Annotated in this window: 13 protein-coding genes and 1 riboswitch; of the genes, 9 read left to right on the forward strand and 4 right to left on the reverse strand. The window is 61.0% G+C overall.

Translation table 11 applies throughout. The annotated features are described in order from the left end of the window. Positions 1 to 211: 211 nt before the first annotated feature. Positions 212 to 2,128: a L,D-transpeptidase family protein gene (locus QEO92_RS09220; protein WP_227702809.1), complete on the forward strand. Its 1,917-nt coding sequence runs from the start codon at positions 212 to 214 to the stop codon at positions 2,126 to 2,128. A gap of 166 nt (positions 2,129 to 2,294) precedes the next feature. Here QEO92_RS09220 and QEO92_RS09225 read toward each other — a convergent pair whose 3' ends face one another. Both QEO92_RS09225 and QEO92_RS09230 read right to left on the reverse strand, forming a co-directional pair. Continuing rightward, positions 2,295 to 2,696 carry a VOC family protein gene (locus QEO92_RS09225; RefSeq protein WP_227702810.1) on the reverse strand — a complete coding sequence of 134 codons (402 nt, stop codon included), beginning with the start codon at positions 2,694 to 2,696 and terminating at the stop codon, positions 2,295 to 2,297. Between the two features lie 31 nt (positions 2,697 to 2,727). Then, complete coding sequence (locus QEO92_RS09230; protein ID WP_227702811.1) at positions 2,728 to 3,429, reverse strand: phosphoglycolate phosphatase; 702 nt, start codon at positions 3,427 to 3,429, stop codon at positions 2,728 to 2,730. A 179-nt stretch (positions 3,430 to 3,608) separates the two neighbouring features. On the opposite strand from QEO92_RS09230, the gene rpiA reads away from it, so the two are divergent. From rpiA to bluB, 7 genes are all read left to right on the forward strand, one after another. Continuing rightward, entirely contained in the window at positions 3,609 to 4,307 is a 699-nt protein-coding gene (gene rpiA / locus QEO92_RS09235) for a ribose-5-phosphate isomerase RpiA (RefSeq protein ID WP_037155289.1), read from the forward strand. An 18-nt stretch (positions 4,308 to 4,325) separates the two neighbouring features. Continuing rightward, a complete protein-coding gene (locus QEO92_RS09240; RefSeq protein WP_227702812.1) occupies positions 4,326 to 4,955 on the forward strand; it encodes a DUF2059 domain-containing protein in 630 nt (209 codons plus the stop codon). A 115-nt stretch (positions 4,956 to 5,070) separates the two neighbouring features. After that, positions 5,071 to 6,459, forward strand: a complete 1,389-nt coding sequence (gene gor, locus QEO92_RS09245) for a glutathione-disulfide reductase (protein ID WP_227702813.1) — start codon at positions 5,071 to 5,073, stop codon at positions 6,457 to 6,459. Between the two features lie 171 nt (positions 6,460 to 6,630). Beyond that, positions 6,631 to 8,004, forward strand: a complete 1,374-nt coding sequence (locus QEO92_RS09250; RefSeq protein WP_037155298.1) for a class II 3-deoxy-7-phosphoheptulonate synthase — start codon at positions 6,631 to 6,633, stop codon at positions 8,002 to 8,004. A gap of 154 nt (positions 8,005 to 8,158) precedes the next feature. Further along, a complete protein-coding gene (locus tag QEO92_RS09255; RefSeq protein WP_227702814.1) occupies positions 8,159 to 8,569 on the forward strand; it encodes a GFA family protein in 411 nt (136 codons plus the stop codon). 64 nt (positions 8,570 to 8,633) lie between these two features. Next, positions 8,634 to 10,307 carry an NAD+ synthase gene (locus QEO92_RS09260; protein ID WP_227702815.1) on the forward strand — a complete coding sequence of 558 codons (1,674 nt, stop codon included), beginning with the start codon at positions 8,634 to 8,636 and terminating at the stop codon, positions 10,305 to 10,307. A 69-nt stretch (positions 10,308 to 10,376) separates the two neighbouring features. Beyond that, positions 10,377 to 10,564, forward strand: a riboswitch (cobalamin riboswitch). A gap of 77 nt (positions 10,565 to 10,641) precedes the next feature. After that, on the forward strand, positions 10,642 to 11,328 hold the full coding sequence (gene bluB / locus QEO92_RS09265) for a 5,6-dimethylbenzimidazole synthase (RefSeq protein ID WP_227702816.1): 687 nt from the start codon (positions 10,642 to 10,644) through the stop codon (positions 11,326 to 11,328). A 3-nt stretch (positions 11,329 to 11,331) separates the two neighbouring features. Here bluB and QEO92_RS09270 read toward each other — a convergent pair whose 3' ends face one another. Beyond that, the gene (locus tag QEO92_RS09270; protein WP_227702817.1) at positions 11,332 to 11,994 is read right to left on the reverse strand and encodes a hypothetical protein; all 663 of its coding nucleotides are present in this window, start codon (positions 11,992 to 11,994) and stop codon (positions 11,332 to 11,334) included. A gap of 120 nt (positions 11,995 to 12,114) precedes the next feature. Beyond that, the gene (locus tag QEO92_RS09275) at positions 12,115 to 14,442 is read right to left on the reverse strand and encodes an NADP-dependent malic enzyme (RefSeq protein ID WP_227702818.1); all 2,328 of its coding nucleotides are present in this window, start codon (positions 14,440 to 14,442) and stop codon (positions 12,115 to 12,117) included. 233 nt (positions 14,443 to 14,675) lie between these two features. On the opposite strand from QEO92_RS09275, the gene QEO92_RS09280 reads away from it, so the two are divergent. Continuing rightward, complete coding sequence (locus QEO92_RS09280) at positions 14,676 to 15,491, forward strand: UDP-2,3-diacylglucosamine diphosphatase (protein WP_037155318.1); 816 nt, start codon at positions 14,676 to 14,678, stop codon at positions 15,489 to 15,491. Positions 15,492 to 15,661 lie beyond the last annotated feature (170 nt).

Raw genomic sequence — 15,661 nt, forward strand, 5'->3', positions numbered from 1 at the left:
GTTACGTTCTTCTCCGTCACCTGTCTGGCGTCAGTAAAAATTTAACGAATATTTTCTTAACCTTCTGCCTGCGCTTTGACGCTTTTTTCCGGCGGGTGCGAACCTGTCGGGACAGCTGAGCGTTTCTTTCCATCCCTTACGCGATCGGTTAGATGGCGTGATATATTTCGAGCCCGCGGATCATACGCGGAAGCAGGTGACGGGGACGACTTTGCAGCACAAACACAAGAAAACTTCGATCGCGCTGGCGCTCGTGTCGGGCATTTCGGTTTTTGCGGGAGCTGCAGCTCCTGCCCATGCCATAACGCTGCTCGATATCCTCCGCGGTGGCCCCGGCGCCAACAGGAACAGGCAGGCCGACAACGGGCTTCCGGGCGTTGCGACCGGGCGTTCCGGCATGCCGAGCGAACGGGCGCTCGCCGACCCCGAGCCGCTGCCGAAGGTCTCCGGCCCGCGTTACTACACCTATAAGCCGGATGCCGAGCGTGCGGTAAAGACCGCCGGTTTTGCCGCGGCTTCAGCGACCGACGGCACGCGGTTCCTGGCCGAGGCGAAGGTATCGGCCCCGGCCGAAATCGCCGCCGCTCTCGAAGCCTTCTACGGTAAGAATGCGAAGCCGATCTGGGTTTCCGACAGCGATGCCAATGAAAAAGCGAGGGGCGTGCTGGCTCTTTTCGAGCGGGCCGGGGAATATGGTCTTGAGCCGGCCGACTATCTGCTGCCGGTTCCGGCTCTGACGACCGCCAGCGTTGAGGTGCCCGCAGATCCGGCTGTCGCGACGGATGCTTCCGTCACGGCTGCGTCAGCTTCCCCCTCGGATACGCATGACCGGGCTCTGATGCAGTTCGAGCTCGCACTGTCCGAAAAGGTGCTGATATTCGCTCAGGACATGATCCGCGGCCGCATCGATCCGAACAGGGTGTCGGGCTACCACGATTTCAAGCGAAAGGACGTCAAGCTTTCGCTGGTTCTGCCTTTTGCCAAGAACGGGCCGGATGCCGCCGCCTATCTGGAGGGACTGACGCCGCAAAGTGCGCATTTCCAGACGCTGAAGGCAGAGCTCGCGAAGCTGCGCGCCGAGGCCGCCAGTGACGGAATGCAGGTGTCGCTACCGGACAATCTTCTGCTGAAGCCAGGCAGCAGCAACCCCGACATGGCCAATGTCGTCGCGGCGATCGAGCACTTCGGTTCGGAAGAGCTGAGGACCACGCATGCGGCCACGTTCGCCGCATATCAGCAGACACCGGACTACACGCCGGATCTCGTCGAACTCGTGAAATCCTTCCAGTCCGAGGCCGGGCTTAAGCCGGACGGCGTGGTCGGCGCTGCCACGGTTCGCAAACTGGTCGGCCACACATCCGAGGACAAGATCGAGAAGGTCGTCGTCGCCATGGAGCAGGCCCGCTGGCTGCCCGACGATCTCGGCCAGCGTTACGTCTTCATCAACCAGCCGGCCTTCAGGGTCTATTATTATGACCATGGTGCCGAGCAGTTTTCCATGCGGGTGGTCGTCGGCTCCAAGTCGAACCAGACCTATTTCTTCCAGGATCAGATCGAGACGGTGGAGTTCAATCCCTACTGGGGTGTGCCGCAGTCGATCATCATCAACGAGATGCTGCCGCACCTGCGCCAGGACCCGAGCTATCTCGACCGGTTGGGTTACGAGGTATCGGTCAATGGTCGGGCCGTTTCGTCGAGCAGCGTCAATTGGTACGGCTCGACGCAGAACATCTCCGTGCGCCAGCCGCCGTCGAGCGACAATGCGCTTGGCGACCTGAAGATCCTTTTCCCGAACTCCCATGCGATCTACATGCATGACACGCCGTCGAAAAGCTTCTTCCAGCGCGACATGCGTGCGCTGAGCCACGGTTGCGTGCGTCTTGCCGAGCCGCGCATGATGGCGGCCGCCGTAATGGGCACGACGGTCGAGGACATCAACGCACGTATCGCCGCCGGCCAGAACGTGGCCGCCAAGGTGCCGGTCAGGATTCCGGTCTACGTCTCCTATTTCACGGCCTGGCCGAACAAGGACGGCAAGGTGGAATATTTCGACGACGTCTATGGCCGCGATGCTGCGGTGATGAAGGCTTTCGAGGCAACGACCAAGGCTCGCGCGGCCCATAGTTAAGTCTGGTTTTTCTGTTGGAGAAAGGGTGATCCGTCCGGTCTCAGCCGGAACGTGGAAATGCTTGCTGTCGCGAAATCAGCCGCATAACTCGGAGTTTTGCGAGCGGATTTCGCGAGAGCTATTTCCTTGTGAATTCAGGGATGCCGTTCCGTTCCTGAAATTTAGTCTAGGATTTCTGCGAATTGCCAGAAGGCCCGAGACTTAGTGGCTCGCCAATCTCGACGGCATGTCTGTCTGGATCGTAAAATCGAAACACCCGCTGTCCCCATGCCTGCCGCTCAATGAGGTGGATCAGTTCCACATGGGGCGCAATCTTTTCGAAGGCCGCCTCAATATCCTCATGTTCGAAATACAACAGCAGGTTTCCTCGTCCGTAGGGTTCTTCCGCAACAGACACTCTCCGCCAAATTGTTTGTTCGAGCGAACTTCCCTCGTGGATCGCAAAACCGGTCTCGAAAAGGACGAAGTTGCCAAAATCCTCCAATATTCTCAGGCCGAGCCTCTTCTGGTAAAATTCCTTGGAGCGATTGATGTCGCGGACAAAAGGGATGGGATTCACAAAGCGCATCGCATTCCCTCCTGAAATTTGATCTCCGTTTTTATTTCGCAGCTGCGGCTATGGGCATGCTGCGGGACATCAGCTTTTCCACCAGGTCTGTCGTCAGTTCATCGTAGCCGCCGATGACATGATTGGGGCCAAGTGTTTCGACCGCGACGTCGGAATAGCCGAATGTCACGGCGACCGAGGGGATGCGAGCATTGTGGGCCGCGAGAATGTCGTTGACGCTGTCGCCGATCATCACGCTCCGCGAGGCGTCGCCACCGGCCTGTTCGATCGTGCCCAGGATGTGGCGGGCGTCTGGCTTGCGCACGGAGAAGGTATCCCCGTATGTCATGGTCACAAACCGATCGGCAAGGCCGAGTTTCTCAATGAGCGGAAAGGCGAGCTGGCCAGCCTTGTTGGTGCAGACCGCAAGCAGCATGCCGGCTGACGACAGCCGGTCGAGGCATTCGATGACACCGGTGTAGGGGCGGCTCTTGCCCGGCATATGCCCCTCGTAATGCTCGATGAACCGGTCGAACAACCGGTCGGCTGTCCGCTCGTCCAGCGGCGTTTTCTTCAGTTCGAAGGCGCGGCGGATCATCACACGCACACCCTGGCCCACGAGATGGGTCAGATCATCGAATGTGACGGGAGCAAGATCGGCTGCCGCGATCGTATGGTTGAGGCTGTCGATGAGGTCCGGTGCGGTATCAATCAACGTACCATCGAGATCGAAAATGACGAGGGGAGCGGTCAATGAAACCTCGCTGGGCTCTTCGGGATATCTTCCGGCTTAAGGAATGTAGCCGCGAAATGCAAATATGCGAGATTCGCGCCCTTGGCAAAACCCGGCTTAAAACACAGGCTGGGGGACTTTCGTTTGCGGGAGGAGGCGTGTAAACAGCGGTTCGGCGAAACAGCGGGAGCTTTTGGCGGATGGACGCCCGGGAAATGAAGGTCGAGGCGGCTAAAGCTGCACTGGCATATGTCGAGGACGGCATGCGGCTCGGCATCGGCACCGGTTCGACGGCTGAGGAATTCGTCAGGCTCCTGGCTGAAAAGGTTCATGGGGGCCTAAAGGTCGAGGGGGTCCCGACATCCGAGCGGACGGCCAGACTTTGCCTCGAACTCGGCGTTCCGCTGAAATCGCTCGACGAACTTCCCGAACTCGACCTGACGGTCGACGGCGCCGACGAAGTCGATGCCGATCTGACCCTCATCAAGGGCGGTGGCGGCGCTCTCTTGCGCGAGAAGATCGTCGCGGCCGCTTCGAGCCGCATGATCGTGATCGCCGACGAAAGCAAGCTTGTTGGCGTACTCGGTGCCTTCCCATTGCCGATCGAGGTCAATCCTTTCGGCGAGGCGGCGACCCGCATTGCGATCGAGAGGGCTGCGGCAAAGCTGGGCTTGAGCGGCGAATTGAAGCTGCGCAAATCCGGCGGCGATATCTTCATGACGGACGGCGGCCACCATATTTTCGACGCATCTTTTGGCCGCATTCCTGATGCAGAGGCTCTCTCTGCGGAACTCAATTCCATTCCCGGTGTCGTGGAACACGGGCTGTTCATCCATATGGCGTCCCTTGCGATCATCGCCGGCAAGGCGGGAGCGCGGACGCTTCAGGCGAAGACGTAACTTAGGAGCAATCTACTCATGATCAGATTCGCGGTTCTCGGCCGTGCCGCCGCCCTGGCGATTCTCGTCTCCGGCGCCCTCACTGTATCGGCTCGCGCGCAGGAGGTGTCGGAAGCCCAGCTTGCTGCTGCACGGGAAGCGATCGCTTCGCTGAACGTCACGGACCGTTACGATAATATTCTGCCCAATCTGGCGGAACGCCTGAAGGCACAGTTCATCCAGGCCTCTCCGAATTTCCAGGAACAGATCTCGAATGTGGTCGACGAGCAGGCACTCGCGCTTGCGGCGCGCCGTGCCGATCTCGAGAAGGAGGCTGCGACCATCTATGCCAAGAGTTTTTCGACCGACGAGCTGAAGGCGATCTCGACCTTCTTCAACACCGACACGGGCAAGAAGCTGCTCAATACCCAGCCGCTCGTGACCCGCGAACTGGTCAAGGCAGCCGAAATCTGGGCGAACGGCATTTCCCGCGACCTCACCAACCAGAGCACCGCAAAACTGCGCGGCATCATCGACGCGGCTCAGATTCCGGCGCCCGTCGTCGATCCCGCACCGGCGGACGTCCAGGCTGCAACGCCGGCACCCGCGCCGGCCAAGCCTGCTGCTCCTGCAGCCAAGCCGGCGCCGACCCCCGCGCCGAAACCCTGATCGCGATACAGACCAATAATTTTGTGAAAGCCCGGAGCGATCCGGGCTTTTCCTTTGCCGGCTCGAAACACTATATGAGGGCCACATCCCGCCGCCTGCCTGAAGGAGAATTTTGATGGCCGCCTATGACTATGATCTCTTCGTGATTGGTGGCGGATCCGGCGGGGTGAGGGCGGGCCGTGTCGCCGCCTCTCTCGGCAAGCGGGTGGCGATCGCGGAGGAATACCGCTTCGGCGGAACTTGCGTCATCCGCGGCTGTGTGCCGAAGAAACTGTTCGTCTATGCCTCCCAATACGCCGAGCATTTCGAAGATGCCGCAGGTTATGGCTGGCAGGTCGGTGAAAGTACGTTCGACTGGAAGAAGCTGATCGCCGCCAAGGACAAGGAGATCACCCGCCTCGAAGGCCTCTACCGGAAAGGTCTGGAGAACAACGGCGCCGAAATCCTCGAAACCCGTGCCGAACTGGTCGACGCCCATACGATCCGGCTCACGAAAACCGGCAAGACCGTGACGGCGGAGAAGATCGTCATCGCGACCGGCGGCGCTCCTAACCCTCACGTGGCCCTGCCGGGTCACGAACTCTGCATCTCCTCCAACGAAGCTTTCCACCTGCCGGAACTGCCGCGTTCGATCCTGATCGCAGGCGGCGGCTATATCGCGGTCGAATTCGCCAACATCTTCCACGGCCTTGGCGTCGATACGACGCTGATCTACCGCGGCAAGGAAATTCTCTCGCGCTTCGACCACGACATGCGCCAGGGCCTCCACAAGGCGATGGTGGAGAAGGGCATCCGCATCATCTTGACCGACGTGATCGAGGACGTGACCAGGGCGCCGGCTGGCGGACTGGTCGCCAAGACGATGTGCGGTGAGACCATTGCCGTCGATACGGTGATGCTGGCGCTTGGCCGTGACCCGAACACAGACGGTTTGGGCCTTGAAGCAGCAGGCGTCGAAGTGAACGAACGTGGCGCCATCGTCGTCGACAAATATTCCCGCACCAGCGTGCCGCATATCTATGCGCTCGGCGATGTCACCGATCGGGTGCAGCTGACGCCGGTGGCGATCCATGAGGCGATGTGCTTCATCGAAACCGTCTATAAGGACAATCCGACGGCCCCGGATCATGAACTGATCCCGACCGCGGTCTTCTCGCAGCCGGAGATCGGCACGGTGGGCCTCTCGGAGGAAGAGGCGGCCAAACGCTATCCGGAACTCGAAATCTACCGCGCCGAATTCCGGCCGATGAAGGCGACGCTGTCGGGCCGCGCGGAAAAGATGATCATGAAGCTGGTCGTTGATGCGGCAAGCCGCAAGGTGGTGGGCGCTCACGTGCTCGGCCACGATGCGGGCGAGATGGCGCAGCTTCTCGGCATCTCGCTGAAGGCGGGCGTCACCAAGGACGATTTCGACCGCACCATGGCTGTCCATCCAACGGCGGCGGAGGAATTCGTCACCATGTATAACCCGAGCTATCGCGTCCGGAACGGCGAGCGCATCTGACGCACTCGCGGCGGACAGCCCTACTGACGGCGACGCCGGAAACGGTGAAACATGGCTGCATCAATGCCGGAAAGGCGGCTATGCAAGGGCTCCGTTAAGGTTTATAAGCCGCGTCTATTTCGAGAAAGGCTGCCCGGCAGGCGATCGCCGTGGTGAAAACAGGTGAGTGAGATGGCACAGAATTGGACCCCGAGCAGTTGGCGGAAAAAACCGATCCAGCAGGTGCCGGACTATCCGGACCAGGCCGCGCTGGCCGCGACGGAAGCTCAGCTCGCGACCTTTCCGCCGCTCGTTTTTGCCGGCGAGGCCCGTCGCCTGAAGAGCCAGCTCGCCAAGGTGGCGGAAGGCGATGCCTTCCTGCTCCAGGGGGGCGATTGCGCCGAAAGCTTCGTGGAGCATGGCGCCGACAATATCCGCGACTTCTTCCGTTCGTTCCTGCAAATGGCCGTCGTGCTGACCTATGGGGCTCAGCTTCCGGTGGTCAAGGTCGGACGTATCGCCGGCCAGTTCGCCAAGCCGCGCAGCAATTCCCACGAGACGCAGGATGGCAAGACGCTGCTCACCTATCGCGGCGACATCGTCAACGGCACGGAATTCACCGAGACGGCCCGCGCGCCGGATCCGGAGCGCCAGATGATGGCCTACCGTCAATCGGCGGCGACCCTCAACCTGCTGCGCGCCTTCGCGATGGGTGGCTATGCCAACCTGGAAAACGTGCACAAGTGGATGCTGGGCTTCGTGAAGGATAGCCCGCAGGGCGAGCGCTATCGCAAGCTTGCCGACCGCATCAGCGAGACCATGGATTTCATGAAGGCGATCGGTATCACCTCCGAAAACCAGCCCAGCCTGCGCGAGACCGACTTCTTCACCAGTCATGAAGCGCTGCTGCTCGGTTACGAAGAGGCCTTCACCCGCATCGACTCCACCTCGGGCGACTGGTACGCGACCTCCGGCCACATGCTGTGGATCGGCGACCGTACCCGCCAGCTCGACCACGCGCATGTGGAATATTTCCGCGGAATCAAGAATCCGATCGGTTTGAAATGCGGCCCGTCGCTGCAGGCCGACAATCTGATCGAGCTGATCGATGCCTTGAACCCGGCCAATGAGCCTGGCCGCCTGACGCTGATCTGCCGCTTCGGCCACGACAAGGTCGCCGACTCCCTGCCGAAGCTGATCCGCGCCGTCGAGCGCGAGGGCAAGAAGGTCGTCTGGTCCTGCGACCCGATGCATGGCAATACGATCACGCTCAACAGCTACAAGACGCGGCCCTTCGACCGTATTCTGTCGGAAGTGGAAAGCTTCTTCCAGATTCACCGCGCCGAAGGCACGCATCCCGGCGGCATCCATGTCGAGATGACCGGCAAGGACGTGACGGAGTGCACCGGCGGCGCCCGCGCGGTGACGGCCGGCGACCTGCAGGACCGCTACCACACCCATTGCGATCCGCGCCTCAATGCCGATCAGGCGCTGGAACTGGCCTTCCTGCTCGCCGAGCGGATGAAAAGCGGCCGCGACGAGAAGCGCATGGCCGTCAACGGCTGACATTTTTCATGTCGAGACAACGATAGGCCGGCAGCGATGCCGGCCTTTTCGTTATCTCATGGCTGCAGCTCACAATAAGGATAAGCGAAATCGATTTGACCTGCGCTGTCATGCCCGCGACATTGCATTCGGGCATATTCGAATGGAGGCTCCCGTGGAGCAGACGAACAGCGGCCGGTGTCTATGCGGTTCCATCCGGTTTGAGACGACGGGGCCCCTGCGGACGGCGACGGCCTGCCATTGCTCGCAATGCCGCAGGCAGACCGGGCTCTTCTATGTCGCAACCGCCGTGCGGCCTCAGAACCTTCGCATTCAAGGGGAGGAGACGCTCTCCTGGTACCGCGCGAGCGACATGGCCCGGCGCGGTTTCTGCTCCACATGCGGATCCGCGCTTTTCTGGCAGGCCGACGGGGTGGATCAGATTTCGATCATGGCCGGTGCATTCGATCAGCCGAGCGGGCTTGTCATGGGTGAACACATCTATTGCGCCGATAAGGGGGATTTTTACGACATTCCCGAGGATGGCGTACCCCATCATCCCGGCGGTAGGCCCACATCTGCTTGAAACGTCATAAAAATTTTCCCTGGAGCACGTTGCCGCCATCTTCGGCCGGCGCTAAATCCTGACCATGACCCAGGACATCAGCCAGACCCTCCGCATCGCCATAGCCCAGCTCAATCCGACCGTCGGCGATGTCGTCGGCAATCTGGCGCTCGCCCGTGAAGCACGTCGGGACGCCGCCCGCAACGGGGCCGACCTTGTTCTCTTCACCGAACTCTTTATTGCCGGTTATCCTCCGGAGGACCTCGTGGTGAAGCCGGCCTTTCTGAAAACCTGCCTGGATGCCGTCGAACAGCTTGCGGCCGATACGGCCGACGGCGGGCCGGGCGTCGTCATCGGCTTTCCACGCCAGGGCAGGGAGGGCCGGCACAATTCGATCGCCGTGCTCGATGGCGGCAAGGTGATAGCAATCCGCGACAAGGTAGATTTGCCGAACTACGGCGAGTTCGATGAAAAGCGTGTCTTCATTGCCGGCGAAATGCCGGGGCCGGTGAATTTCCGCGGCGTCAGGCTCGGCGTTCCGATCTGCGAGGATATCTGGGGTGAGCTCGGCGTCTGCGAGACTCTGTCGGAAAGCGGCGCGGAGATCCTGCTCGTGCCGAACGGCTCGCCCTATTATCGCGGCAAGATGGATATCCGCCATCAGGTGGTGCTGAAACAGGTCATCGAGACCGGCCTGCCGATGATCTATGCTGCGCAAGTCGGCGGCCAGGACGAACTGGTCTTCGACGGCGCGAGTTTTGCCTTCAATGCGGACAAGACACTTGCCTTCCAGATGGACCAATTCCAACCGGCGGTGACGGTGACGGAATGGAACAGGGTCCACGATACCTGGCGCTGCACCGATGGGCCGATGGCGCGCATCCCGGAAAAGGAGGAAGCGGATTACCGCGCCTGCCTGCTCGGCTTCCGCGATTATGTCAACAAGAACGGCTTCAAATCCGTGATCCTCGGCCTGTCCGGCGGCATCGACTCGGCATTGTGCGCGGCCATCGCCGTCGATGCACTGGGTGCGGAGCGGGTGCGCAGCGTGATGCTGCCTTACCGCTACACCTCCGAGGAGTCGCTGAAGGATGCCGCCGATTGCGCCCGTGCGCTCGGCTGCCGCTACGATATTGTGCCGATCGCCGAGCCCGTCGAGGGTTTTTCGTCGGCGCTCTCGGAGCTTTTCGATGGCACGGACGAGGGCGTTACCGAAGAGAACCTGCAGAGCCGGGCGCGCGGCACCATTCTCATGGCGATCTCCAACAAGTTCGGTTCGATGGTGGTGACGACCGGCAACAAGTCGGAAATGTCGGTGGGTTACGCGACGCTCTACGGCGACATGAACGGCGGCTTCAATCCGATCAAGGATCTCTACAAGATGCAGGTTTATGCGCTTGCTGCCTGGCGCAACCAGCACCTGCCGCCGGATGCGCTTGGACCGTCGGGCGCAGTGATCCCGAAGAATATCCTCTCCAAGGCGCCGTCGGCGGAACTCAGGCCTGATCAGACGGACCAGGATTCGTTGCCGTCTTATCCCGTCCTCGACGACATTCTCGAATGCCTGGTGGAGATGGAAATGGGCACGGAGGAGATCGTCTCGCGCGGCCACGACATCACGACCGTCCACCGCATCGAGCATCTGCTTTATCTGGCCGAATACAAGCGGCGGCAATCGGCGCCAGGCGTCAAGATCACCAGGAAGAATTTCGGCCGCGATCGGCGTTATCCGATCACCAACCGGTTCCGGGACCGATAGGTGACCGATCATTTGACCGGGTGAGACGGGAAGATCGGGCGGCTCCACTTGAAACGCTGATCATGGCTTGGCATAACGCCTCCGTCAGGTGCCTGCCTTGCGCAGGAGAATCGGGAATCCGGTGGGAAACCGGAACGTGCCCAACGCTGTGAGGCGGACGCTTGGCCGCAATTCGAAAGCCACTGGAATTTCCGGGAAGGCGGCGGCAGGGGCGGATGAAGCCAAGTCAGAAGACCGGCCTGGCAAGATAGATCGAACCGCGCGGACGGCGGCGAGGTTTCTTGATGCTCCTGCGCGTTCGCGCAGGCGGCGTCAGCATTGTTGGGGATAGACGATGCAGCCCGATCCTTTTGCGCATGCCTTGATATCTGCAGGCGAATTTCCGGAATGCGACCGCGCTGCGGTCTATCGCGTGATCGAAACCCGCCGCGACGTGCGCGACCAGTTTCTGCCGGACCCGCTTCCGGACGACCTCGTGATGCGGCTGCTCGGCGCCGCACATTCGGCGCCCTCGGTGGGGTTCATGCAGCCATGGAATTTCATCCTCGTGCGGGATCCCGAGATACGCCAGGCGGCATGGAGTGCCTTTTCGCGAGCCAATGACGAGGCGGCGGAAATGTTTCCGGAGGAGCGCCGCGACATATACCGCAGCCTGAAGCTCGAAGGCATCCGAAAGGCGCCGCTCTCGATCTGCGTGACCTGCGATCCGGATCGCGCCGGGCCGGTCGTCATCGGCCGTACCCATGATCCGCGCATGGATGTCTATTCGACCGTCTGCGCCGTGCAGAACCTGTGGCTTGCCGCCCGCGCCGAAGGGGTCGGCGTCGGCTGGGTGAGCATCTTTCATGAGGAGGATCTGCGCGCCCTGCTCGGCATTCCCGAGCGGATCAGGATCGTCGCCTGGCTGTGCGTCGGCTACGTCGATCAGCTTTATCGGGAGCCGGAATTGGCGGTGAAGGGCTGGCGCGAGCGGCTACCGCTCGAAGACCTGGTTTTCACCGATCGATGGGGCGAGTGCTGACAACTACTGCTGCGGCTGCGGCCCGCTGGATTTCGGATGGGCGAGGTCGATGTCTTCCTCAGGCAGGAATGTCGGGCCGACCATACGTACCTTTTTGTTCGGATCGTAGGGACGTTCCGGCCCCGGCAGGTTCGGCTGGGCGGCAGCCGCCTGCGGCTGTTTGACACGCAGATCGATGATGCCGGAGTAGGGCTCCTCCTTCGGCAACTCGATACCCTGCAGCTTCATTCTCTCCTTGCGGTCCTCTTCCACATCGGAAGGAATGCAGTTGTTGGAGCGGATTGCAGCCAGGATCGCGCCGCGCTCGCCGGAGGAGCGAACCAGTTGCCGGGCATTGTCTCTTTCCGCAACAAGCGCGTCGCGGCTTTGCTCCATGGCATCGAGCGTCTGCCGCATCTGATCGCAGACTTCGTCCTTCGGGCCGCCGAGGACAACGACACTGCCCGTGCCGCAGCCCGCCCGGCGCATCTCGATCCTGAGCCCGCGGATTTCGCTGTTCTGGTCGCTGAGTTCCCGCGCATAGCGCCGTATCTCGGCCGTGTTGCCGATGATCTGCGGTGCGTTGTTGAGCTGCCGGTAAAGGGCTGCACAGGTCGCGATATCCCGCGCGGAGGCCGCGGCGGGAACAAGCAGCAGCGGGGCGATCATCAGGCCGCAAAGGCGCATGAGGTATTGTCCGGCTCTCTCCAATCACATGATTGCATCATGGAGCAGGCCGGTTGACAATATCATAAAATCCGCTGCCCAAAGATTATTACTTAATTATCATGTGGTTATATTTAAAATTTAAAGTTGAATCTCCAGATCGGGTTGCGATGCTTCCACCACCGCAAGCGCAGCCATGTTCACGACGCCGCGCGAGGTGACCGAGGGCGACAGGATATGCACCGGCATGGCGGCGCCGAGCAGGACCGGGCCGACATGCAGCGCGTCGGTCATGTTCCGCACGACGCCGAGCGAGATGTTCGCGGCATCGAGGTTCGGGAAGATCAGCAGGTTGGCGTCACCAGTCAGTGAACTGTTCGGCATAGCACGCTTGCGCACCGTTTCGGAAAGCGCCGAACCGGCCTGCATTTCGCCGTCCACTTCCAGGCCAGGAGCCTGTTCGCGCACCAGCTTCAGGGCACTGCGCATCTTCTGGGCGCTTTCGGAATCCCGTGAGCCGAAGTTCGAATGGCAGATCAGCGCTGCCTTCGGGAGGATGCCGAAGCGGCGGACTTCCTCGGCCGCCAGGATGGTGATCTCGGCGATCTCCTGCGCCGACGGATTGTAGTTGACGAACGTATCGGCGAGGAAGAGCGCGCCGCGCTGAGAGATCACGAGGCTGAGCCCCGAGAAGGCGCAGACGCCCGGACGCCGGCCGATGATCTGGTCGACGTCCTTCAGGTGCCGGTCATAACCGCCCTCGACGCCGCAGATCAGCGCATCGGCTTCGCCGCGTTTCACCGACAATAAACCGATCACCGTATTGTTGGTGCGCACGATGGTGCGGGCGCTTTCCGGGTTGATGCCCTTGCGGCCGACCAGGGCGAAATAATCGTCAACATAATCGCGGTAGCGCGGATCGTCTTCCGGATTGACCACGGCGAAATCGACATTCGGGCGGATGCGGATGCCGAAACGCTTGAGCCGGGCTTCGATCACCGACGGGCGGCCGATCAGGATCGGCGTTGCCGTCTTTTCCTCCAAGAGCACCTGGGCTGCCCGCAGCACGCGTTCGTCCTCGCCTTCGGCAAAGATGACTCGCTTCCTTTCGGCCGTCTTGGCGGCGTTGAAGATCGGCTTCATCACGAAGCCGGAGCGCCAGACGAAACGGTTCAGCTGGTCGAGATAGGCATCGAAATCTTGGATCGGCCTCGACGCGACGCCGCTTTCAGCGGCAGCTCTGGCGACGGCCGGCGCGATGCGCAGGATGAGGCGTGGATCGAAGGGCGAGGGGATCAGGTAATCCGGACCGAAGACCGGCGTATCGCCGGAATAGGCGCGTGCGGCAACGTCGGAGACTTCTTCGCGCGCGAGGGCTGCGATCGCCTTGACCGCCGCCATCTTCATGTCCTCGTTGATCGTCCGGGCGCCGCAATCGAGCGCCCCACGGAAGATATAGGGGAAGCACAGCACGTTGTTGACCTGGTTCGGGAAATCCGAGCGGCCGGTGCAGATCATCGCGTCCGGGCGCGCTGCGCGCGCAAGCTCAGGCATGATTTCCGGAGTCGGATTGGCAAGCGCCATGATCAGCGGCTTCGGTGCCATGCGGGCGAGCAGTTCCGGTTTGAGCACACCCGCGGCGGAAAGCCCGAGGAAGACATCGGCATCGTCGATGCTGTCGGCAAGTACGCGCTTGTCACTCTTCTGCGCGTAGATCGCCTTCCATTCGTCCATCAGCTCGGTGCGGCCTTCATAGACGAGGCCCTCGATATCGTGGACCCAGATATTCTCCCTCCTTGCACCGAGCGAGACGAGGAGATGCAGACAGGCGAGAGCCGCGGCACCGGCGCCCGACGTGACGATTTTCACGTCGGCGATATTCTTGCCGGCAAGCTCCAGTCCGTTGAGGATCGCGGCGGCGACGATGATCGCGGTGCCGTGCTGGTCGTCATGGAAGACTGGAATGTTCATTTTTTCGCGAAGCCGACGCTCCACCTCGAAACATTCCGGCGCCTTGATGTCTTCGAGGTTGATACCGCCGAAGGTCGGCTCCAGCGCCGAGACGGTCGAGACCATGGCATCGATACTCGCCGCATCGATTTCGATGTCGAAGACGTCGATGCCCGCGAATTTCTTGAAGAGAACGGCTTTCCCTTCCATCACCGGCTTCGAGGCGAGCGGTCCGATATTGCCGAGGCCGAGTACGGCAGTACCATTGGAGATGACGGCGACAAGATTGGCGCGGGCGGTGTAATCCGCCGCCATATCGGGATTGTCGCGGATCGCAAGGCAGGGTGCCGCCACCCCGGGCGAATAGGCGAGCGCCAGGTCGCGCTGGTTGCCGAGCGGCTTGGTCGCCTGGATTTCCAGTTTGCCGGGGCGGGGATAGCGGTGGAAGAACAGCGCCTGTTCATCGAGATCGCCGCTGGCTGGCGTGGCGGTCGATTTCGGTTTTTCTTGCGCGTTCATGGTTCCTCCTGGCTTGTCTTGTTCTGTCTCTGCTGGATCGAAAGGAGAGAGTCCTCCTTACATCAATCGACCCGACGGAACAGCAGCTAATTTGCGGTCGTGGCGGAAATCGGAAGGAGAGCGGGAATGACGCTCGGCTGCCCTCAGGAGCGGCTTTTCCATGTTTTGTCATCATCCTGAAACACGAGTCTGGTTTTGGAAATCACGAGAGGCGGCAGCGAAAGGACGACTTCGTGACCGGTCAAGTGGATACAAGGCATTTCAGAACGCTTTTCATTTCGGACGTGCATCTGGGTTCCAAGGCCGCCCGAACCGATTTTCTCCTGGATTTCCTGCGTTATCATGAAGCTGATACGCTGTTTCTGGTCGGCGATATCGTTGACGGCTGGCGCCTGAAGCGCAACTGGTACTGGCCGCAAGGCTGCAATGACGTCGTGCAGAAGCTCCTGCGCAAAGCGCGAAAGGGCGCCCGCATCGTCTATATTCCCGGCAATCACGATGAGTTCCTGCGTTCGTTTCCGGGAATGCATTTCGGCGGCATCGAAGTGGCCGAACGCGCGATCTACGAAATGGCGGACGGCAAGAAATACCTGATCCTGCACGGTGACGAATTCGACGTGGTCGTACGCAATGCCCGTCTGCTCGCCTATCTCGGCGATTGGGCCTATGACGCGGCGATCGCCATCAACGTCGTGCTTGCCGCCGTCCGCCGCCGCCTCGGCATGCCCTATTGGTCCTTCTCCGCCTGGGCGAAGCTGCAGGTCAAGCATGCGGTCAACTTCATCGGCGAGTTCCAGCGTGTCGTGGCCGAGGAAGCCCGCCGCAACAATGTCGACGGCGTCATCTGCGGCCATATCCATCACGCGGTGATGGAAGATATCGAGGGCATCCATTACGTCAACACCGGCGACTGGGTGGAAAGCTGCACGGCGATTGCCGAGAACCACGACGGCACGCTCGAAATGATCTCGTGGCAGAAGATCGGCAACACGGCCGAGATCAAGGCTCTGCCGAAGCCGCAGTCGGTCGAGGATATGCAGGCCGCTTGAGAAGCGGCCGTGGATGGCGGATCGTATCAGATGGCTATTTCTGGCCATAGGCAGGGTCGGGGCGCTTGTGTTAGGTAAGCTGGAAATTTCAGCAACCTGCCCGTGAAGTCGTGATTCCTCCCCATACGGCGCCTCCAGCGCCCCGGTTATTCCAACTGCGCTGTGCCCTT

It is taken from the genome of Neorhizobium petrolearium (genome assembly GCF_029854435.1).
In the GTDB taxonomy this organism is placed as follows: Bacteria; Pseudomonadota; Alphaproteobacteria; order Rhizobiales; family Rhizobiaceae; genus Neorhizobium; species Neorhizobium petrolearium.